Origin of the sequence: Amycolatopsis sp. CA-161197, assembly GCF_050942255.1 — a bacterium.
In the GTDB taxonomy this organism is placed as follows: Bacteria; Actinomycetota; Actinomycetes; order Mycobacteriales; family Pseudonocardiaceae; genus Amycolatopsis.
On the sequence record NZ_CP192059.1, the window covers coordinates 6,186,156 to 6,205,995 of the forward strand.

Here is a 19,840-nt window from a genome sequence, read left to right on the forward strand (position 1 = left end):
AGATACCGCGAATCGAGGAGACGGACATGAGCCGGGTCTGGTTCATCACGGGCACGAGCGCCGGTTTCGGGCGGGTGCTCGCCGAGGCGGTGCTCGCGCGGGGCGAGCGGGTCGTGGCCACCGCGCGCGACGTCGAGTCGGTGAAGGACTTCGCCGACCGGGCGCTCGTCGCGCGCCTCGACGTGACCGACCCCGCGTCGATCCACTCGGCCGTCGACGCCGCGCTCGCCGAGTACGGGCAGATCGACGTGCTCGTGAACAACGCGGGCCACGGCCTCATCGGCGCGCTGGAGGAGCTCACCGACGAGCAGACGCGCAAGGTCATGGAGACCAACGTGTTCGGCGTGCTCGCCGTGACGCGCGCCGTGCTGCCCCACCTGCGGGCGCGGCGCAGCGGCCACATCGTGCAGCTGTCCTCCGTGGGCGGCGTCGTCGGCAACCCGGGCCACGCGATCTACGCGACGTCGAAGTTCGCGCTGGAAGGCATGTCCGAGGCCCTCGCCGGCGAGGTGGGGCCGCTCGGGATCCGCGTCAGCATCGTCGAGCCGGGCCCCTTCCGCACCGAGTTCGCCGGCCGCTCCATGACCTTCGCCGACCCGATCGCCGACTACGCCGACACCCCCGCCGGCCGCCTGCGCTCGCACTTCTCCGCGCAGGACGGGCACCAGCCCAACGACCCGGCCCGCGCCGCCGCGGCCATCCTGACGCTCGTCGACACCCCCGACGCACCACTGCGGCTGCCACTGGGGCCGGAAGCGGTCACGCGGATCCGGGCGAAGCTGGAGAAGCAGCTGGCGGACCTCGCGGAGTGGGAGGCCGTCGCACTGGACACGCGCTACCCGGACGCGTGAGCCGGTCCTTCCGCCGAGCCGCGCACTTCCGGTGAAAGCGATCGCCACCGGAATTGTCGGCGCCGGGCGCTACCGTGCCCGGCGTGACGATTCTGGGGTTCTGTGAGGACGACGAGTACCTGCCCGAATACGGGACCGTTGTGGTGCGTGACGTGTACCGCGAGGACCGTTTGCCCTCGCTGGGCAACGAGCTGCTCGGCGAGCTCGCGACCAACGCGTTGTCCGGCACGATCGCGACGGCGGGCGACGGATGGCTGCACGGCACGGCCGGCGATCCCTACCAAGCGGTTCGCTGGGAAGCGCACGACGAGCCACCCGACGTACGGCTCGGGGACTGGGAAGACATCGTCGAGGCGCCGTTTCACAGCCGCTCGGGGGTCGTGGGCCTGGGAACGCTGACGGGTGGGACCTTCGGCGACGAACTGAGTCTCGGTGCGAAGGGACTCTTTCGCGTCCGGGTGTGCCGCAAGGCCGCGGACGACGGCGAAGAAGGAGACGTCTGGCTGATCCAGTCCTGGCCGGCGCCGGGCACGCCGGAGGCACCGCGGTGGCTCAAGCGCACGCGTGCGGCGGTTCACCCGGCGAACCCGGGGTGGCAGCAGGTGCTCGGTTACCACGTCATCGAGGTGTCGTGGTTCTTCACCCTCGCCGGCATGCAGCGCCCGGACGGCTGGCTCGACGAACCGCTGCCCGACGAGCCGCGGCCGTCGGCCGGGGTGTGCGCCCAGCTGGGTGTCGATCCGCCGCGCACACGCCGGGACGCGATCCCGTTGCTGGTCGCCGCGGGGCTGATCGTGGACGACGGTGCCGGACGATTCTCCCCGGGCACGCCACGGCGGGCCACGGAAGCGCTCGACTTACCAGGTGAACTGGCGGCCCGGGTGGATGCCGACGCAGTGCGCAGCGCGTACATCTGGCTCGCCGCCGATGTCACCGGCATCGCCGCCTGGTCGAATCCGGCGCGCATCGAGGACCTGGCCGCGTTGCTGGCTGTCCCTGGGGAAACGATCGAACCGCTACTCGAGTACGCGGCCGAAGACAACCTGATCCAACGAGGAAACGACACTGTCACCGCGCTTCCTCGCTCGCCGCTATGGACCCGGCCGGTACCGCGGGTCGCCCGCCGGAGCGTTCGCGGGGAGGAACCGGTGACCGTGGCCGGTGCTCCGCCGCGTGCGGGATTCCTCGCCGCCGATGGCACGGTCGTCGTGTGGCGCGCAGGGGAACCTGTCGTCCTGGGCCGGGTCGACAGCGACTACCGCTACCGCGCGTTCGAGACCCCGGCAGGCATCTACGTCGCCGCCTCCGCCGGGCAAGGACAACTGATGACCTGGGCCGGGGCCGGGAGCCGGCTTCCGGTGGACCTGGGTTTCCAGCCCGTTCGCAGCGCGGACGGACGGCACTTGGCCGGAGTGCAGACGCACACCGGCCGGCGACCGTGGGATCAAGTGCACGTCTTCGACGTGACAACGGAGGAAGCGTGGAGCCTGCCGAGGTCGGAAAACCTCACGCGCCACGTCCTGGGCATCCACGACGGCGCTGTCTACTTCTCCACCAGGTCGGGCGAAGCGGCGTTCACCACCTCTCGCTGGATTCCAGGCCGGGAACCCGTGGCTCTCGCCTCGCCGGTGCATCGACTCGATCCGCTGTCCGGCGCCAACGTGCGCGAAGACGCGCAAGGATTGGCGGTGTTCACCGCGTCGGGCGAGCGGCGGCGGACCGTGGACACCCCGCGCGGCGGCTTCGTCCCGGGTGGCGCGAGCATGTATTCGTTCCGGCACAACCCGCTCACTTTGATGGTGCTCGACCTGACCACCGGGACCATCACCGAACGCCCGCTCCCCGAGGGCTGCGAGGTCGGCGAAATCCCGCCGACCGCCCCGATCTGGGAAACCCCCGACACGCTCGTCTTCTCCCAGCCGCACCACGCGTCGACCCGCCGCATCATCCGGTGGCACCTGCGGCGAGAGGCGTTCGAGCACTTCGACCTGCCCGAGATCGCGGGGTACCGGCCGTTCCTGATCGAACCGACGCTCGCCTGATCGAGGGCCTCGCCCCGACGCCGACCCCAGATCACCCGGCCAGAAGCATGATCACGATCCGAACCACCATCGGGCAGAGCGACGTCGACCCCGGACGCGTGAGTCAGAACCGGTAGCGCAGCACGCACGTCCCCCGTCGCGACAAGGCTGTGCTGCGGGCCGCCAGGCGGGTGAACCAGCGCAGCGCGAGCGGCTGCAACGCGACCTCGGGCGCGCGGGAAGCGAACTGCTCGCCGGCCAGCTCCAGTTTCGGCACCCAGCGCTGCGGGTCGCGCGGGTCGTCGAAGCCGGGGTTGGCCACGACGCCCGCGATGGAACCGGTGCCGCGGTAGTGCTTGATGGCCCAGACGTGGAAGCGCGTGTAGCTGTTGAACGCGATCTCGCCCGTCGGGAAGCGGCCGGCGATCCCGGCGAGCAGGGCGACGAACGCGTCCTGGGGTAGGAAGGCGACGAGCCCGTCGGCGACCGCGACGGCGGGCCGGCCGGCCGGGATCCGGTCGAGCCACGCCGGGTCGGTGAGGTCGGCGGCCACCAAGTGGGCGTTCGCGGGCCGGGGCAGGAGCCGTTCGCGCACGGAGACGACGCCGGGCAGGTCGAGGTCGTACCAGTCCACTGTGGACGGCGGCTGCACGCGTTCGATCCGGCCGTCGAGCCCGCAGCCCAGCTCCAGCACCACGGCGTCGGGGTGCCGGCCGACGAAGGAGCGCACCACGTCGTCGAGCATCCGCGAGCGCACGGCGATGTCGAACACCTGGCTCTTCACCAACGGCGCCGCGGCGGGGTCGTGGCCGAGTGCCGCCACGACACCCGAGGCCGTCGGGTCGCCGAGCACCGGGCGGGGCGTGCGGGCGTCGAGCGCGCGGCCGTCGAGCGTGAGGAACAGGCTGTTCTCCACCGCGGTGAACGCCGTCGTGTCCATGGTGACCCCCTTTTCCCGATCGGGAAACTACGACTGTCCGCCGGGGTCCGTCAACTCGGGTTTTCCTTGTGTTGCAATGGCTGTCACGAGTGCAACGACCGGCCTGCGTTGCAATGACGGCGTACGCTCGGGGCATGCCGGGAAGCCGCCTGACCCACGAGGACCGTCGAGCCGTCGCCGAGGGGCTGACCGCCGGGCTCGCCTACGCCGAGATCGCGCGGCTGCTCGGCCGGCCGACGTCGACCGTGAGCCGGGAGGTCCGGCGCAACGGCGGCCCGCGCGGCTACCGGGCCGACCACGCCCAGGAGGCCACGCACGAGCGCGGCCGGCGCGTGCCCGCGGGCGCGCCGGCGCCGACCGGCTTCGAGGAGCGGTTCACGGAGATGATGGTCCACACAGGACTCCCCCGTATGCCCGCCCGCGTGCTCGCCGCGCTGCTGACCAGCGACCGGCGCGCCCTCTCCGCGGCGGACCTCGTGGCGCGCGTGCGGGTGAGCCCCGCGTCAGTGTCGAAGGCGATCGCGTACCTGGAGCAGCTTGAGCTGGTCCGCCGAGTCAGCGAGCCCGGCAGTCGCGAGCACTACCGCGTCGACGACGACGCGTGGTACCGCTCGTGCCGGCGCGAAGCCGACGTCTGCACCGCGTGGGCCACCTCGGCGCGCGAAGGCGCCGGCCTGCTGGCCGGCTCCCCCGCCGCCGCGCGGCTGGCCGCGATGGGCGACTACTTCGACCACGTCGGGCGCGACCTCGCCGACTCGGCCGAGCGGTGGCGGCACGTCTTCGCCGCCGGGTGAGTCAGGACGCGGCGGACAGCCCGCCGTCGATGGTGACGATGGTGCCGCTGATGTAGTCGGCGCGGCCCGAGGCCAGGAACGCCACCAGGTCGGCGACCTCGCCCGGCTCGGCGACGCGGCGCGAGGGCAGCGCGGCGAAGCTCGCGTCGACGTCTTCATTGGCGGCGCGCATGGTGGTGATCCGCTCGGTCGCGACCGGGCCGGGGTTCACGCCGACCACGCGCACGCCGTCGCGCGGGCCCTCGGCGCCGAGCGCGCGCGTGAAGGCCATCAGCGCCGCGTTGCCCGCACCGCCGGCGATGTACTCCGGCTTGGGCCGCTCGCCGCCGGCGCCGATCACGTTGACGATCACGCCGCGGCCCTGCTCGCGCAGCCGCGCGTAGACGAGCCGGATGAGGTCGACGTAGCCGAACACTTTGAGGTCCCACGCGTGCCGCCACCGGTCGGCACCGACCTGGTCGAGCGTGCCGGCGGGGATGTCGCCGGCGTTGTTCACGAGGATGTCGGCGTCGGCCGTGGCCTCGGCGAGCCGTTCGAGATCGGCGGTTTCCCGCAGGTCGACGACGTGCACGGTCACCTCGACCCCGTACGCCTCCCGCAGCTTCCGGGCGAGGGCTTCGAGCGCCTCACCGCTGCGCGCGGCCAGGTGCAGGTGGCTGCCCTCGGCGGCCAGCACCTCGGCCACGGCCGCGCCGATGCCCTTCGACGCGCCGGTCACCAGGGCACGCCTGCCGCGGAGTTTCAGGTCCATCGGTGGTCCTCACGATCTTCGGGGTGGTTCCCAGTCTGCCGAAGATCGCCGGCGGGCCGCCATGTCTCGTGGGTCTCAGGGCAGGGGTCTCAGGGCAGCGTGTCCAGGAACGGCGCGTGCGCGTTCTGGAACGCCCAGCCCGAGAAGTGGTCCCAGTTGATCGACCATGTCATCAGCCCCCGCAGCCCCGGCACGGTCCCGCCGCGCAGGGTGTAGCCGCCGCAGCCGGTGCCCTTCGTGAGGCAGGTCAGGGCGGTCTGCACGTCAGCGGAGGCGGTGTAGCCGTTGCCCGCGTTGACGGTCGCCGGCACGCCCAGGGCGATCTGGTCGTCGCGCAGGCCCGGGAAGAACGCGCCGCCGGCGACGGTGAAGCCGGCTTTGAGCATGTCGGTCATGGCGATGTGGAAGTCGGCGCCGCCCATCGTGTGGTACTGGTTGTCCAGCCCCATGACCGGCCCGGAGTTGTAGTCCTGGACGTGCAGCACGGTCAGCGAGTCGCGCAGGGCGTTGATCACCGGCAGGTACGCGCCGGTGCGCTGGTCGCCGGCCGAGGAGCCGCCGTAGAACTGGTAGCCGACCTGCACGAAGAACGTCTCGGGCGCCATCGTGAGCACGAACCCGCTGCCGTAGCGGCCTTTCAGCGTCTTGAGCGCGGAGATCAGGTTGACCACGACGGGGGTGGTCGGGTTGCGGAAGTCGGTGTCGCCCGCGTTCAGCGACAGCGAGTGGCCTTCGAAGTCGACGTCGAGGCCGTTGAGGCCGTACTTGTCGATGATCGCGGAGACCGAGCTGACGAACGCGTCGCGGGCGGCCGTGGTGGTGAGCTGCACCTGGCCCTTCTCGCCGCCGATGGAGATGAGCACCTTCTTGCCCTGCGCCTGCTTCGCGCGGATCGCCGCGATGAAGTCGGCGTCGCTCTCCACGCCCGCGCATTCGGTCGCCGGGCAGCGGTTGAAGCGGATGTCGCCGGACGTCGGCGTGGTCGGCTCGCCGAACGCGAGGTCGATGATGTCCCACGCGTCGGGCACGTCGGCCATGCGCACGTAGCCGGAGCCGTTGGCGAAGCTGGCGTGCAGGTAGCCGATGAGGGCGTGCTCCGGCAAGCCGGCGTTGGTGCAGCCGCCGGTGGACCCGGACACGGTGGCGCTGCGCGGTGACTCCCCCGCCGTGTTGTAGGCGGCGACGGTGTAGCTGTGCGTGGTGCACGGCGAAAGACCGGTGAGCGTCGCCGAGGTGCCGGTGACGGTGGCGCGCAGCGTGCTGTCCTCGTAGACGCGGTAGCCGGTCACCGTGCCCGCCGGCGCGGTCCACGTCAGGCCGATCGACGTGCCGGTGACCACACCGAGCTTCGGCGCCGTCGGAGCGCTCGGCGCGCCGGGGGTCCCGCCGCCCGGGCCGTCGAGGCTGACGTCGTCGGCGTAGTAGGTGCCGCCGCCGTACCAGCCGTGCAGGTAGAGCTGCGCCGACGTCTGGCTCGCACCCGTGGTGAACGACAGTGCCAGCCGCGTGTAGTCACCCGATCCCGCCCAGGTCGAGGGCCCTCCGGTGACCCCCAGGTACACCGGATTGCCCCGCACCCACGCCTCCACGGCGTAGGTCGTGCTCGGCCGCACGGACACCGTCTGGCTGCACTGCCCGGTGTCGCTCGCGGACGCGGTCACCGCCAGCGCCCCCGCCCCCGAACGCACCGGCGAGGCCACCGTCGCCGCCCCGCCCGCACACTCCCACCCGGCCGTCGACCCGGCGTCGAACCCGGGGTTGACCAGCAGGTTCGCGGCCCCGGCACTGCCGGGCACGGCCACGAGCCCACCCAGCGCCACGGCGAACGCGGCCAGGAACACGGACAGTCGGGAACGCCTCATCGCGCACCTCCGGCTTCGGCGGGGAGGTGCTCATTGTCTGGACCAATGTGTGAAATGTCCAGACCACTTCCCGAAGCCCACCCGGACGCCGAGCCACGGCCAGGGCTTTCCCTCGCGAAGGGGGCTAGGTAGAGTTCTTGCATGGCCGGTCCGCGGATGACCCTCCCGACCCAGCTGGTGCTCCACGCGCTGCTGCGGGAGCCCACCCAGGAGCTCTACGGGCTCGAGATCTGCGCTGCCGCCGGGTTGCCCAGCGGCACGATCCACCCGATCCTCGCGCGCCTTGAGAAGGCGGGCTGGCTGCGGTCGCGGTGGGAGGAAGCGGATCCGGCGGAGGCGGGCCGGCCGCGGCGGCGCTACTACCGGCTCGACCCCGACGGTCTCGAGGCCGTGCGGGAAGCGTTGCACCGCGCGGAAACCTCGGCGCGCGCGTTGACGCGGCTGCGCCCGGGCCTGGCGGGGGACGCGCGGTGAACCCGCCGCTCGACTTGCTGCTCGGCCTGGACCGCATGCTCGGCCGGACCCACGATCGCGTCGCGGCCACGCTGCTGCCCCACCTGAGCAGCTCGTTCCGTGCCATCGATTTGCCGCTGGTCGGCGGGCTTCTCGCCGACCTGTGCCGCGAGCTCGACGTGACGGGCGACCTCGCGAGCGCCGCCGAGCTGGGGCCGGCGCTCGGCAACGCCCGCGCCTACGCGTGGCGCGCGCTGGCACTGGTCGGCGACGGCACCGGCCGCGACGACCACGACCTCGCGCGCCGCTGCGTGATCGAGGTGGTGGACCAGCTCGACGCGGCGCGCAGGGACGTCGTCACCGTGCTCTCCGACCACGGGTTCGGCTCGCGGCGTCCCCGCTGGCACGGGTGGGCGGGGCCGGCGGCGAGCCCGGCGCAGGTGATCGCGTTCTCCCGCGTGACGGCCACGTGCGCGGCGGCGCTGCTGCCGGCCGGGAGCCGGGCCGAGTACGCCGAGCTGTTCCTCTCGGAGCTGCACGACCTCGCCGAAGCGCGCAGCGGCCGGTGGGCCCAGGTGCGCTACGCCTGCCGGGTGCTCCTGAGCGCACCCCGGCTGCGGCGGGCGCTGGGCTGAGCCCGGCGGGTCGGCGGTGACACCGGTGAGCGGGCGAAATAGGCTGAGCCCTGTCCGGAAGTTCACGAACGGAGAGTGCCGGCTGATGTCCGACAGCTACACCGCAGCGATCGTCCACTCGCCCGAGGCCGGGGTGCGGCTGCGCCCCGAGGGAGGCGAGCTGCCGACGGACGCGAACGACGTCAACCTGCTCGGCATGGCCATCGCGCTGGCGCTCGGGCGGGCCGGGTACGAGCACCATCCCGAGCCGCGCGACCCGCAGCTGCAGACGCTCGACGCGCTCATCGCCGGCGACACCGTGATGCCGTGGCGCCAGCCCGGCGACGCGACCGACGAGCAGCAGCTCACGTGCACCCGTGGCGCCGGCGGCGCGTGGCGCTGCGAGGTCAAGCAGGCCTGAGCGCCGGTTCCCCGACCCCGAGGCCCGTCTCCGCGCCGGCAGGGTCAAAACGGGCCGCGTTGCTGCCCGCTCTCCCGGCGAGCCCTGTCCCCAATGGTCTGGACCTGTTAGCGTCCGGCGGTCTTCTTCCCCCGTCGAAGGGAAAACGATCGTGCTGAGACGTCTGGTCACGGCCGGGGCCGGGGTGGCCCTGGTGCTCGCCTCCCTCGCAGCGCCGGCGACGGCGACCACACCTGCTCCCACCCCGGCCGCGGCGAATCACCGGCCGGACCACAAGGTCATGGCCTACTTCGCCGACTGGGACGTGTACGCCCGCAACTACCACGTCAAGGACATCGAGACCTCCGGCTCCGCCGCGAAGCTCACCCACATCAACTACGCGTTCGGCACCGTCACGGCCGGTCAGTGCGCGTTCGGCGACGAGTGGGCCGACGCCGATCAGCCCTACGACGCCGCCACGAGCGTGACCGGCCAGGCCGACAGCGCCGAGCCCGGCGCGTTGCACGGCAGCTTCAACCAGCTGCTGCAGCTCAAGAAGCTGCACCCGAACCTGAAGATCCTGTGGTCGTTCGGCGGCTGGACCTTCTCCCCCGGCTTCACCGAGGCCGCGAAAGACCCCGCGAAGTTCGCGGACTCCTGCTACGCCCTGGTGAACGACCCGCGCTGGGCCGGGCTCTTCGACGGCATCGACGTGGACTGGGAGTACCCCAACGCCTGCGGCCTCGAGTGCGACGCCAGCGGCCCCGACGCCTTCACCGAGGTCGTCCGGGCCCTGCGCGCCAGGTTCGGCAAGCAGCTCGTGACCGCGGCGATCACCGCGGACGGCACGCCCGGCGGCAAGATCGACGCCACCGACTACGCGGGCGCGAGCCGTTACCTCGACTGGTACAACGTGATGACCTACGACTACTTCGTCGCCGGCGCCTCCCCGACCGGTCCCACCGCGCCGCATTCGCCGCTGCGCTCGTACCACGGCATCCCGACCGCGGGGTTCTACGCGGACGCCGCGATCCAGAAGCTGCGCCGCGACGGCGTGCCGTCGGCGAAACTGTTGCTGGGCCTCGGGTTCTACGGCCGCGGCTGGGACGGTGTCACGCAGAAGCAGCCTGGCGGCACGGCGACCGGCCCGGTGAAGGGCACCACCACGGGTGAGGACGGCGTGGAGGACTACAAGGTCCTCAAGACCACGTGCCCGTCCAACGGCCTCATCGCCGGCACCGCCTACGCGAAGTGCGGCTCGCAGTGGTGGAGCTACGACACTCCCGCGACGGCGTCGGCCAAGGCCGGTTACGCGAAGTCGCAGGGGCTCGGCGGCGTGTTCGCGTGGGAGCTCTCCGGCGACACCACGAACGCCGAACTCCTCTCCGCGATCTCCCGCTGATCTCCGCCGGGTCCCGGGCCGCGAGCCCGGGCCCCGGTGAAAAGCCCGTCGTTGTCCGGTTCGGGCCGCTCTGCGAATACTGGGTGATGCCCGAAGACCCCGCCGAAGCCATGGCGGCGCGCGTGTTCGACGCCGCCGTCGCGACTTCCGACGTCATCGCCATCGCGCTCGGCGACCGCCTCGGCTACTACCGCTCCCTCGCCGGCGGCGACCGCACGCCCGCCCAGCTCGCGGAGTCGACCGGCACCGACGAGCGGTGCGCGCGCGAATGGCTCGAACAGCAGGCGGTGTCGGGGTTCCTGGAGGTCACCGGGACCGAGACCGAACGGCACTACCGCTTCGCCCCGGGCGCCGAGACCGTGCTCGCCGACCAGGACGCGCTCGCCTACCTCAGCCCGCTCGCGCGCCAGCTCGTGAGCGCCGCCGGGCACGTGCCCGAGGTCGCGGAGGCGTTCCGCACCGGCCACGGCTTCCCGTGGGCCGGCTACGGCACCGACATGCGCGAATCCCAGGCGGCGCTCAACCGTCCGGGTTTCCTGCACCTGCTGGCGCACCAATGGCTGCCCGCGATGCCCGACGTGCTCGCGCGCCTGGCCGACGGGCCGTCGCGTGTCGCCGACATCGGCTGCGGCGGCGGCTGGGCCGCGATCGCGCTGGCGCGCGCGTTCCCCCAGACGCACGTCGACGCGTACGACCTCGACCAAGCGTCGGTGGAGCTCGCCCGGACCAACGTCGCCGAAGCCGGCCTCACCGACCGGATCACCGTGCACCGCCAGGACATCGGCACGGTCGAGGCCGAGCCGTACGACCTCGTGATGGCCTTCGAATGCCTCCACGACCTGCCCTACCCCGTCCGCGCGCTCGCGGCGATGCGCGGCCTCGGCGGGCCGGTGCTCGTGGCCGACATGAAGGTCGCCGACGAGTTCACCGCGCCCGGCGACGCCGTCGAGCGGCTGATGTACGGCTTCAGCGTGGCGATCTGCCTGCCCGACAGCATGAGCAGCACGGGCTCGGCCGCCACCGGCACCGCGATCCGCCGCTCGACCGTCGAGGCGTACGCCCGCGAAGCCGGGTTCGCCCGCATCGAGACCCTGCCGATCGACCACGACATGTGGCGCTTCTACCGGCTGGGCTGAGTGCTCACTGGATGCGCCGCTCCACGCCCGCCCAGGCCTTCTCGCGCAGCACGTATTTCTGGATCTTCCCGGTGGAGGTCTTCGGCAGGTCCCCGAACGTCACGGACTTCGGCGCCTTGAACCGCGCCAGCCGCTCGCGCACGAACTCGACGATCTCCGCCTCCGTGGCGCTCGCGCCGTCGCGCAAGGTCACGTACGCGGCCGGCACCTCGCCCCAGCGCTCGTCCGGCACGGCGACCACGGCCACCTCCAGCACGGCCGGGTGCTCGGCGATCGCCTGCTCCACCTCCACCGACGCGATGTTCTCGCCGCCGGAGATGATCACGTCCTTGCTGCGGTCGCGCAGCTCGACGTAGCCGTCCGGGTGCACCACGCCGAGGTCGCCGGTGCGGAACCACCCGTCGGGCACGGCGGCGCGCGTCGCTTCGGGGTCGTCGAGGTAGCCGAGCATGACGTTGTTGCCGCGCAAGGCGATCTGGCCGACGGTGGCGCCGTCGGCGGGCACGTCGGTGCCGTCGTCGGCGATCACGCGGGCGGTGCAGGAGATCATGTTGCCCACGCCCTGGCGGGCCTTGAGCCGCGCCTGCTCCTGCTCGTCCAGCGCGTTCCACTCGGGACGCCAGTCGCAGATCATCGCCGGGCCGTAGGTTTCGGTCAGGCCGTAGAGGTGCGTCACGTCGAAGCCGAGCTCGCTCATGCGGCGCAGGATCGCGGGCGACGGCGGCGCTCCCCCGGTGGCGACCCGCACCGTCGTCTCGACCGGCGCCGCTTCCGGGGCGTAGGCGAGCATCGACAGCACGGTCGGCGCGCCGTTGAGGTGCGTGACGCCCTGCTCGCGAATCAGCTGCCACACGCGGGCGGGCTCGACCTTCGGCAGGCACACGTGCGTGGCCGCGGCCGCGGTGACCGCCCACGGGAAGCACCAGCCGTTGCAGTGGAACATCGGCAGCGTCCACAGGTGCACGGCCGAGGGCGAGAGGCCCGTGTGGCCGACCATCGCCAGCGCCTGCAGGTACGCGCCGCGATGGCTGTAGAGCACGCCTTTCGGCCGGCCGGTGGTGCCGGAGGTGTAGTTGATCGACAGCACGGACCGCTCGTCGTCGGGCGTGATCGCCAGCGGCTCGGCGGCCGCCAGCAGCCGCTCGTACTCCTCGCCCGCGCGGATCCGGCGTGGCGCGGGCCCGGGCAGCAACGCGATGGCGTTTTCGACCAGCTCGTCGAACACCGGGTCGTGCACCAGCACCGCCGCTTTCGCGTGCTCCAGGATGTAGGCCACCTCGCGCGCCGCGAGCCGCGTGTTCACCGCGACGAGCGGCACGCCCGCCCACGGCACGCCGAAGTTGGCTTCCAGCAGCACGTGGGTGTTGGGCGCGAGCACGGCCACCGGCCGCCCTTCCGCGAGCGGCGCCAGCGCCCCGGCGAGCCGGCGGCACCGCTCGTGCAGCTCGGCGTAGGTCCAGCGGTCCTCACCGTCGACCACGGCGATCCGGTCCCCGTGCGCGGCCGCGGCGCGGTCGAGGTAGGCGGTCGGGGTGAGCGGCTCGTACGACAGGGTGCTGATGGAGTCCACGGATTCCTCTCCCGGCTTCGGCGACGGTGCCGCTGGAGAGAATAGGCCGCACTCAGCCCCCGAAACCGGGAATGTGAGGCACCAGCGACTCCGGCGGCGGCCCGGGCGGCCCCGAGACCAGCTGCACCACGGCCCCGGCCGCCGAAGCCCCCGTCAGCCGCACCGCGAGCACCCCCGTCTGCGCTTGCGGCCGCGGCACGTCCCCCGAGTAGCACGCCGAGCCTCCCCCGCCCCGGAAGAACGTCGAGACGCAGCCCGCGGTCAGGTTCCCGGAGCCGCCGCCGTGGGCGCTCCTGACCTCGTAGTCCACCCCGCCGGGCCCGATGCGGGTGATCGCCAACGTGTCGACGTCCCCGCGCCCGCCGGCCGGAAGGTCGACCGGCTTCGTGACGAGGACTTCGCAGTTGCCGTCGGCGCAGGCCGCGTAGTCGCGCCCGTCGGCCGCGCCCGGCAGGTCCCCACCGGCGGGGTGTGCGTGGCCGGTCGTGCCGGTGCTGCAGCCGGTGACCGCCAGCAGAAGCACCGGGGTGAGCCACTTGCGGTCCATGGGCTGTTCCTCCCTCGCTCGCGTCGGGGGAAGGTAACGCCGCGATGGCGGGAGGGGTCCCGGTCCGCTGGACCGGAACCCCTCCTCGGGCGCGTGACAACGTTCTCGCACCGGGGCCGAGCCAGGCCGGCGGAGGCCGTCCGCCCGAAGTCGCGCTTTTCTGTTCGGCACCGCCCGGGAGCAAGTTGCCACCGCGACAGCGAAGGGGCCCCGGTTCGCAATCGACCGGGACCCCCTTCTCGGGCGCGTGACAACGTTCGCGCGCCGGGGTCGAGCAAGACCGTCGGCCCGAAGTCGCGCTTTCCTACTCGGCACGGCCCAGGAGGAAGTTGCCGCCGCGACAGCGAAGGGGGCCCGGTCCGTGATGGACCGGGCCCCCTCCTTGCGTGCTCGCGGTCAGCCGACCGGGCCGTTGACCGGGGTCACGGTGACGTCGTGCTGCTGGCCGGTCTGGTCCACCACGGTGACGGTGAGCTTGTCGCCCGGGTGGTGGGTGTCCATGAGGGTGGTGAGGGCGGTCGCCGAGTCGACGGTCTTGCCGTCGACGGCGGTGATCACGTCGCCGCCCGTGAGGCCGGCCGAGGCGGCGGGACCGCCCGCGACGACGTCCTGGATCTGCGCGCCGGTCGAGCTGCCCTGGGACTGGTCCGGGCCACCCTGGGCCTGGCCCTGGCCGAACCCGCCGGGCGCCTGCTGTTGCTGGCCGGCGTCGCTCACCGACACGCCGAGGAACGCGCTCTGTCCGATGTGGACGGAGTCGGACGACTTGCCGCCGATGATCTGGTGGGCCAGGTCGATCGCCTGGTTGATCGGGACCGCGAAGCCCTGGTGGCCGCTCGAGGCGCCCTGCTGGCCGCTGCCGTCGCCGAGGCCGCCCTGGCCCTGGCCCGGATCGCCCTGGCCCAGACCGCCCTGACCCTGGCCGAGCCCGCCGAGGCCACCCAGGCCGCCCTGCCCTTGCCCGAGACCACCCTGCCCCAGGCCTCCTTGACCCTGGCCGAGCCCGCCGCGGCCGCGGCCGAGACCGCCCTGGCCCTGGCCGCCGTTGAACTGGAAGCCCTGAGACGCAGCGGTGTCGACGCCGATGACCTGGCCGTCGGCGTTGACCAGCGGGCCGCCGGAGTCGCCGGACTGGATGTCGGCGTCGACCTGGATCAGGCCGGTGAGCTGCTCCGATGAGCTGGCCGACTCGTCCGACGCGGTGATCGACTGGTTCAGCGCCGTCACCTTGCCGGCCGCCACGGCCGGGGTGCCGCCGGCGCCGCCCGCGTTGCCGATGCCGACCACGGCGTCGCCGACCGCGACCGCGGACGAGTTGCCGAGCGTCGCGGTCTTCAGGCCGGAGGCGCCGTTGAGCTTGATCACCGCGATGTCGTGGCTGCGGTCGTAGCCGAGCACGGAGGCGGTGTAGGTCTTGCCGTCGCCGATGTCGGTCACCTTGATGCTGGTGGCGCCTTCGACGACGTGGTTGTTGGTGAGGATCTCGCCGTCCGAGGTCAGCACGATGCCGGTGCCCGCCGCGGCGGCGCTCTGGTAACCGAGCTCGGTGTTCACGTCGACCAGGCCCGGGTCGACCTTCGTCGCGATCCCGTTGGGGTCGATCGACGTGCTCGACGTGCCCCCGGGAGGCGCCACGGACCCGAAGTTCTGGTTGCCCGACGCGGAATCCGAGCCCGGCGTCCACACGAAGTGCCCGATGCCGAGGCCGAGCACGACCGAAAGCCCGATGGCGCCGACGGCGATCGCCGCGCTGCGCATCGGCCGCGGCGGCCGGTGGTACGGCGTCTGCGGGAACTGCTGGGTGCCCGGGTGACCCCACGCGCCCTGCGGTGCCCAGCCCTGGTTGTAGCCGGCGTACGGGCCGTAGTGACCCTGTTGTCCCGGCGTGCCCGGTTGTCCAGGCGTGCCCGGCTGCCCCGGGGTGCCTTGCCGGCCCGCCGCGTCCGGCTGTCCGTACTGCTCGTACGCGCCCGGCTGGGCCTGGTCACCGTGTCCGTACGGCCACCCACCGGTCGACCCCGGCTCCTGTTCGCTCATGTTCCCGCTCCAGCCTCGTCCCGCTCCTGGCTACCGCCTCGACCAGAACACACCCCGTACCTGAGATTTTCCTTGCCGGGCTCCGTGGGAAACCTGTGGAGTTTCCCCAGGTTCGGTCGCGGATCGGGTGATTCCTCCCGCCGGCACCCAAATCGGACTCGCCTGGTGGCCACGTGCGGCGGTGGTTACCGTCGGGGGCATGGGTGAGCTGATCGAGGACGAGGCACAGCGCGCGGCGCGGCTGCTGGACGCGCAGGCCAAGGCCGTCGAGCTGTTCGACGAGGTCGAGCGGCGCGGGCTGCTCGCGCCCGGCGTGCGCGAAACGGAGGCGAGCAACGCGGTGCGCGACCTCGCGGCGGAGCTGTTCGGCGTGGACCGCTACTGGCACAAGCGGATCGTGCGCGCGGGCGAGAACACGCTGCGGCCGTACCGGGAGAACCCGCCCGACCGCGTGATCGCCGAGGACGACATCGTCTTCGTGGACTTCGGGCCGATCTTCGAGGAGTTCGAGGCCGACTTCGGGCGGACGTTCGTGCTCGGCGACGACCCCGTGAAGCTGCGGCTGCGCGACAGCCTGCCCGTGGTGTGGCAGGCCGGGCGCGAGTACTTCGAGGCACACCCGGACGTGACCGGCGCCGAGCTGTACGAGCACGTCACCAAGCTCGCCGCCGAGGCCGGCTGGGAGTTCGGCGGCGCGCACTCCGGGCACCTCGTGGGCCAGTTCCCGCACGAGACGATCGACGGCGAGCGGATCGAGTCCTACATCGCGCCGGGCAGCGACCGGCCGATGCGCCGGCCGGACCGCAACGGGCAGACGTCGCACTGGATCCTCGAGGTCCACCTCGTCGACCGCGAACGGCGGATCGGCGGGTTCTTCGAGGAGCTGCTCGACCTCGGCCACGAGCGGTCCGGCGGCGGCTCCGACTAGACAGCGGCGGGTTTCGCGGCCAGCCAGGAGAGCTTGCCGAGCCTCGGCTGCAGCACCGTGTCCGCACTCCACACGGATCCGGCGGCCGCGTAGTACAGGCCGAGCGAGGCGAAGATGTAGCCGACGGACGGTCCGAGGTCCGTCATGCCCGGCGCGTCCCACGGCAGGTGGAAGCCCTCCGCCGCCGACCAGATGCCGAACGAGAACACCGCGCTCCCGATGAACACGAGGTTCGAGAACGCCCCGAAGATCAGCCCGAGCGCGATCAGCGTCTCGATCACGGCCGTGCCCACGGCGAACGCCGCCGGGCTCCAGCTCGCGACGGTGTGCCACAGCTCCAGCCACTGGTGCACCACGGGGACGGAGATCTTGTCGGCCTTGCCCAGCTCCTTGCCGAGCGTCTGGCCGTGCACGAAGCCCGGCAGCCACTTGAACGTGGCGTCGATCGCCCACACCACACCGAACACGATCCGGGCGACCGCAGCGGCGTGCAGCCGCCGGAAGGTGGGGGACACGGAACCCGCGACGGGCGCGGCTTGAGTGGCAGGGGTACTCACGGCGAAGGTCCTTTCCGGACTCAAGGGGGCTGCCCGGCAGGTCGGGCAAGGTGAGCTTAGGCAAACCTAAGCAGATGTCGAGAGTGGTGTTCGTCTCGGCTCGCGCGGTGAACCTGCGGGGATGTGTCGCCGTATGTCGGGGATTTTTCGGTCAAATCGGGATGATTGGGACTGTTTCGCGTGGGGCGGTTGATCATTTGCCGTGGTGGTTTCGGCCCCGGATGACACCTTTTCGAACATCGGGGTTTATCCCTCCCTATTGGCGGATTTGCGTGTCAGCGGGATTGATGTCGCAAAAGACGCCGGCCGCACTTTTGTCGAACCACAACGCCGAATCGTGACCGAAACGGCGTAACCGCCGGACCACCACGGCGATATGCGGGTGAACCAATGACCTCCCAGGGAGATTGCATGCGCAGAACCACTTTCGTCGTCGCCGCGGGCGCCGCGTTGGCACTCGTGCTGACGGGCTGTGGTGCCAAGGGCCAGAACGGGACGGCGTCGGGCGCCGGTGACAAACCGGAACTCGGGCTCGCCGCACCGTTCCAGAATGTGCTGGAACTGTCGGCCGCCTCGAAGCAGGTCACGCAGAAGTCGAAGTCGGCGAAAGTCTCGCTGGTGGCGAACGCGGCCGGCAAGACGGTCACGGCTCAAGGCGACTACTTGTTCCAGCCGGGCAACATCGAGCTTTCGCTGACCGAGAACGTCGAAGGCCAGCAAGTCGAGCTGCGGATCGTCGACAAGACCCTGTACGTGAAGGTTCCGCCGGGCGAGGCGAGCCAGCTGGGCACCGACAAGCCGTGGCTCAAGATCACGCCGGGTGCCGACGACGCGCTGTCGCAGGCGATGTCGGGCAGCATGGGTTCGACCTCCCAGGCGAGCGACCCGACCGAGGTACTCGACCGGGTCGCCGAAGCCGGCCGGATCCTCAGCTCCGACCAGACCACCCTGGACGGCGAGAAAATGAACCACTACAAGGTGGAGCTCGATCTCGACAAGATCCTGGACAAGGTCACCGACTTCCTGCCGGCCGCGGCGAAGGCCAAGCTCGAGCAGCAGGTCAAGGGCAAGCACATCATGCTCCCGACCGAGCTCTGGGTGGACAAGAACCAGCTCCCGCGCCAGATCACGATGGACGAGACTGCACTGACCCAAGCCGAAGGCACGGGCGGCACCGGCCTGGGCAAGAGCACGCTCAAATACAGCGACTGGGGCACCCCCGTCACCATCACCGCCCCGCCGGCCGACCAGATCGCCGACATGAGCGAGATCGTGAAGCAGATGGGCGGCTGACCGCTTCCCCTCACCGCGAAGGGCGCCTCGACCACCGTCGGGGCGCCCTTCGCTCGACCGCGGAGTTCGAGCACGCGCCCCCTGCCAGGGGCGGCGGTCTCCCCGTGCGTCGGATGCAGGAGCTTGCCCGGCCGGCCGGCGCAGCAGAACGCCGATCCGCTGCTCCTTCGGGCCGACGCGTCGGACACTATCTGCCGTGGCGATGCCGGCGCTCGTTTCGCCGGAGGACGAAGGAGCACAATGGATCTCAGACCGCCGGTACCGGAGCGGAAGCTCGGGCCACACCCGTTGACCGAGGACGGGGTCGCGGCCTTGCTGCACCGCTACGCGTTTCACGACTCCCTCGTCCGTCGCGTCATCGTCGATCAGGAATGGGGCCCGCAAGGGACACGGGTCGTCCGGCTTGTGATCGACGCCAGGGTCCTGAGCGAGGGTGCGCGCTGGGAAGATCTCCGCTGGGAACCGGTGTCCCTGGACCTGCTCGACGTGCGGCGGTTCCGCATCGACGAGAACATCGAGGGCTCGTGGGTGCTCTACGATCCCCCGCAGTTCACCCGCTTCGACGGCCTGCTGCAGGTCGACTTGTGTGCCGAACGTTTCGGGAGCCTGCACCCGGAGAATGCCGAGGAAGTCTTCGACGGCTCGGCGCTGGTCTTCGCAGCGACCGGAGGCACCTGGAGCGCCCTGCACCCCTGGGCTCAGTGAGACTGTCGTCAATTGCGCGAACCGCACCGCGGCAACCGGATCCCGTGGGTCAGGACGCGGCGACCTCGCCCGGGAGGGTGCCGTCGAGGTCGGTGAAGGCGTAGTGGGTGGCGAGGTCCGTGGTGGTGTGGACGCGGCCCGAGCGGGTGAGCACGGCGGGGTCGGCCGCGAGGGCCGCGACGCCGCGGCCGACGAAGCGCGGGGACTCCGCCGCGGCGAGGTCGAACTCGCCGGCGCCCGGGATGTCGAGGACGGTGCGGCCGTCGGGCGTGGGGCGGCCGGCGAGGGCGAGCAGCTCGGTGCGCACGAGGCCCGGCCAGATCGAGACGGCCGCGACGCCGCGGTCGCGCAGTTCCAGCGCCATGTCGGCGGTCATCTTGTCGACCGCGGCCTTGCCGACGCCGTACACGGTGTTCTGCTGGTACGCCGCCGCGCCCGACGACGAGATGTTCGCGATGAGGCCACCGCCCGCGGCGAACAGCAGCGGGGCGGCGAACACGCTCGCCACGTAGTGCGAGCGCGCGCCGATGCCGAGGACCTCGTCCCACGCGGTCAGCGGCAGGTCCCAGAACGGCCGGTTCAGCCATGTTGCCAGGTCAGGCGCGGAGAAGACGTTGTTCACCAGCACATCCAGCCGGCCCGCCTCCTCGGCGACGCGCGCGAAGACCGCCTCCACCTGGGCGTCGTCGTGGTGATCACACCGCACGGCGACCCCGGTGCCACCCAGCGCGGTCACCTCGGCGGCCGTCTCGCCCAGCGTGCCCGGCAACGCCCCGGGCTCAGCGGTGCGGCCCGTGACGTACACCGTCGCCCCCGCCGCCCCCAACTCGAGGGCGATGCCCTTGCCCACACCCCGCGTCGCACCCGTGACGACCGCGATCTTGCCCGCCAAAGCTCCGTTCATGATTCCGATCTTGCCCGCGCCCCGGGACCACGGCGAACGGCCGGCCCGGGAAGGCACGCCTCCTGCCCATCAGCG

19 protein-coding genes are annotated in these 19,840 nt (G+C 71.8%); 11 read left to right on the top strand and 8 right to left on the bottom strand.

What is annotated here, in order from left to right:
* The first annotated feature begins 26 nt into the window (after positions 1-26).
* On the top strand, positions 27-851 hold the full coding sequence (locus tag ACQPXB_RS28955) for an oxidoreductase (protein ID WP_386954526.1): 825 nt from the start codon (positions 27-29) through the stop codon (positions 849-851).
* An 83-nt stretch (positions 852-934) separates the two neighbouring features.
* Positions 935-2,893: a hypothetical protein gene (locus tag ACQPXB_RS28960; RefSeq protein ID WP_432845134.1), complete on the top strand. Its 1,959-nt coding sequence runs from the start codon at positions 935-937 to the stop codon at positions 2,891-2,893.
* A 103-nt stretch (positions 2,894-2,996) separates the two neighbouring features.
* Here the strand turns inward: ACQPXB_RS28960 and ACQPXB_RS28965 are convergent, their stop codons facing one another.
* Positions 2,997-3,812, bottom strand: coding sequence for a class I SAM-dependent methyltransferase (locus tag ACQPXB_RS28965; protein WP_432845135.1), 816 nt, complete (start codon positions 3,810-3,812; stop codon positions 2,997-2,999).
* Positions 3,813-3,946: 134 nt separating this feature from the next.
* Here ACQPXB_RS28965 and ACQPXB_RS28970 point away from each other — a divergent pair, with 134 nt between their 5' ends.
* Positions 3,947-4,606: a MarR family transcriptional regulator gene (locus tag ACQPXB_RS28970; RefSeq protein WP_432845136.1), complete on the top strand. Its 660-nt coding sequence runs from the start codon at positions 3,947-3,949 to the stop codon at positions 4,604-4,606.
* Between the two features lies 1 nt (position 4,607).
* Here the strand turns inward: ACQPXB_RS28970 and ACQPXB_RS28975 are convergent, their stop codons facing one another.
* Positions 4,608-5,357: a short-chain dehydrogenase/reductase gene (locus tag ACQPXB_RS28975; RefSeq protein ID WP_432845137.1), complete on the bottom strand. Its 750-nt coding sequence runs from the start codon at positions 5,355-5,357 to the stop codon at positions 4,608-4,610.
* Positions 5,358-5,446: 89 nt separating this feature from the next.
* Entirely contained in the window at positions 5,447-7,219 is a 1,773-nt protein-coding gene (locus ACQPXB_RS28980) for a chitinase (protein ID WP_432845138.1), read from the bottom strand.
* A gap of 141 nt (positions 7,220-7,360) precedes the next feature.
* Between ACQPXB_RS28980 and ACQPXB_RS28985 the strand changes: the two genes are divergently transcribed.
* The 5 genes from ACQPXB_RS28985 (at position 7,361) to ACQPXB_RS29005 (ending at position 11,224) form a co-directional block, all read left to right on the top strand.
* Positions 7,361-7,693 carry a PadR family transcriptional regulator gene (locus ACQPXB_RS28985; RefSeq protein ID WP_366583588.1) on the top strand — a complete coding sequence of 111 codons (333 nt, stop codon included), beginning with the start codon at positions 7,361-7,363 and terminating at the stop codon, positions 7,691-7,693.
* Positions 7,690-8,307: a hypothetical protein gene (locus tag ACQPXB_RS28990; protein ID WP_432845139.1), complete on the top strand. Its 618-nt coding sequence runs from the start codon at positions 7,690-7,692 to the stop codon at positions 8,305-8,307. Before ACQPXB_RS28985 ends, ACQPXB_RS28990 begins: the two co-directional genes overlap by 4 nt.
* 85 nt (positions 8,308-8,392) lie before the next feature.
* A complete protein-coding gene (locus ACQPXB_RS28995) occupies positions 8,393-8,707 on the top strand; it encodes a hypothetical protein (RefSeq protein ID WP_366583586.1) in 315 nt (104 codons plus the stop codon).
* A 154-nt stretch (positions 8,708-8,861) separates the two neighbouring features.
* Complete coding sequence (locus ACQPXB_RS29000) at positions 8,862-10,088, top strand: glycoside hydrolase family 18 protein (RefSeq protein WP_432856828.1); 1,227 nt, start codon at positions 8,862-8,864, stop codon at positions 10,086-10,088.
* Between the two features lie 86 nt (positions 10,089-10,174).
* Positions 10,175-11,224: a class I SAM-dependent methyltransferase gene (locus ACQPXB_RS29005; protein WP_432845140.1), complete on the top strand. Its 1,050-nt coding sequence runs from the start codon at positions 10,175-10,177 to the stop codon at positions 11,222-11,224.
* A gap of 4 nt (positions 11,225-11,228) precedes the next feature.
* On the opposite strand, the gene ACQPXB_RS29010 is transcribed toward ACQPXB_RS29005, so the two are convergent.
* The 3 genes from ACQPXB_RS29010 to ACQPXB_RS29020 all read right to left on the bottom strand — a co-directional run bounded on the left by ACQPXB_RS29010 (position 11,229) and on the right by ACQPXB_RS29020 (position 15,378).
* Positions 11,229-12,785, bottom strand: a complete 1,557-nt coding sequence (locus ACQPXB_RS29010) for an AMP-binding protein (protein WP_432856830.1) — start codon at positions 12,783-12,785, stop codon at positions 11,229-11,231.
* 61 nt (positions 12,786-12,846) lie between these two features.
* Positions 12,847-13,341 carry a hypothetical protein gene (locus ACQPXB_RS29015; protein ID WP_432845141.1) on the bottom strand — a complete coding sequence of 165 codons (495 nt, stop codon included), beginning with the start codon at positions 13,339-13,341 and terminating at the stop codon, positions 12,847-12,849.
* Between the two features lie 396 nt (positions 13,342-13,737).
* On the bottom strand, positions 13,738-15,378 hold the full coding sequence (locus tag ACQPXB_RS29020) for a trypsin-like peptidase domain-containing protein (protein ID WP_432845142.1): 1,641 nt from the start codon (positions 15,376-15,378) through the stop codon (positions 13,738-13,740).
* A gap of 199 nt (positions 15,379-15,577) precedes the next feature.
* Here ACQPXB_RS29020 and ACQPXB_RS29025 point away from each other — a divergent pair, with 199 nt between their 5' ends.
* Positions 15,578-16,306: a M24 family metallopeptidase gene (locus ACQPXB_RS29025; protein WP_432845143.1), complete on the top strand. Its 729-nt coding sequence runs from the start codon at positions 15,578-15,580 to the stop codon at positions 16,304-16,306.
* Here the strand turns inward: ACQPXB_RS29025 and ACQPXB_RS29030 are convergent.
* Positions 16,303-16,863, bottom strand: coding sequence for a hypothetical protein (locus ACQPXB_RS29030; RefSeq protein WP_432845144.1), 561 nt, complete (start codon positions 16,861-16,863; stop codon positions 16,303-16,305). The genes ACQPXB_RS29025 and ACQPXB_RS29030 overlap by 4 nt on opposite strands.
* A gap of 411 nt (positions 16,864-17,274) precedes the next feature.
* Between ACQPXB_RS29030 and ACQPXB_RS29035 the strand changes: the two genes are divergently transcribed.
* Together ACQPXB_RS29035 and ACQPXB_RS29040 are read left to right on the top strand one after the other, a co-directional pair.
* Positions 17,275-18,156, top strand: coding sequence for a hypothetical protein (locus ACQPXB_RS29035; protein ID WP_432845145.1), 882 nt, complete (start codon positions 17,275-17,277; stop codon positions 18,154-18,156).
* Positions 18,157-18,444: 288 nt separating this feature from the next.
* The gene (locus tag ACQPXB_RS29040) at positions 18,445-18,861 is read left to right on the top strand and encodes a hypothetical protein (RefSeq protein WP_432845146.1); all 417 of its coding nucleotides are present in this window, start codon (positions 18,445-18,447) and stop codon (positions 18,859-18,861) included.
* A gap of 49 nt (positions 18,862-18,910) precedes the next feature.
* Here ACQPXB_RS29040 and ACQPXB_RS29045 read toward each other — a convergent pair whose 3' ends face one another.
* On the bottom strand, positions 18,911-19,765 hold the full coding sequence (locus ACQPXB_RS29045) for an SDR family NAD(P)-dependent oxidoreductase (RefSeq protein WP_432845147.1): 855 nt from the start codon (positions 19,763-19,765) through the stop codon (positions 18,911-18,913).
* Between the last annotated feature and the right edge of the window lie 75 nt (positions 19,766-19,840).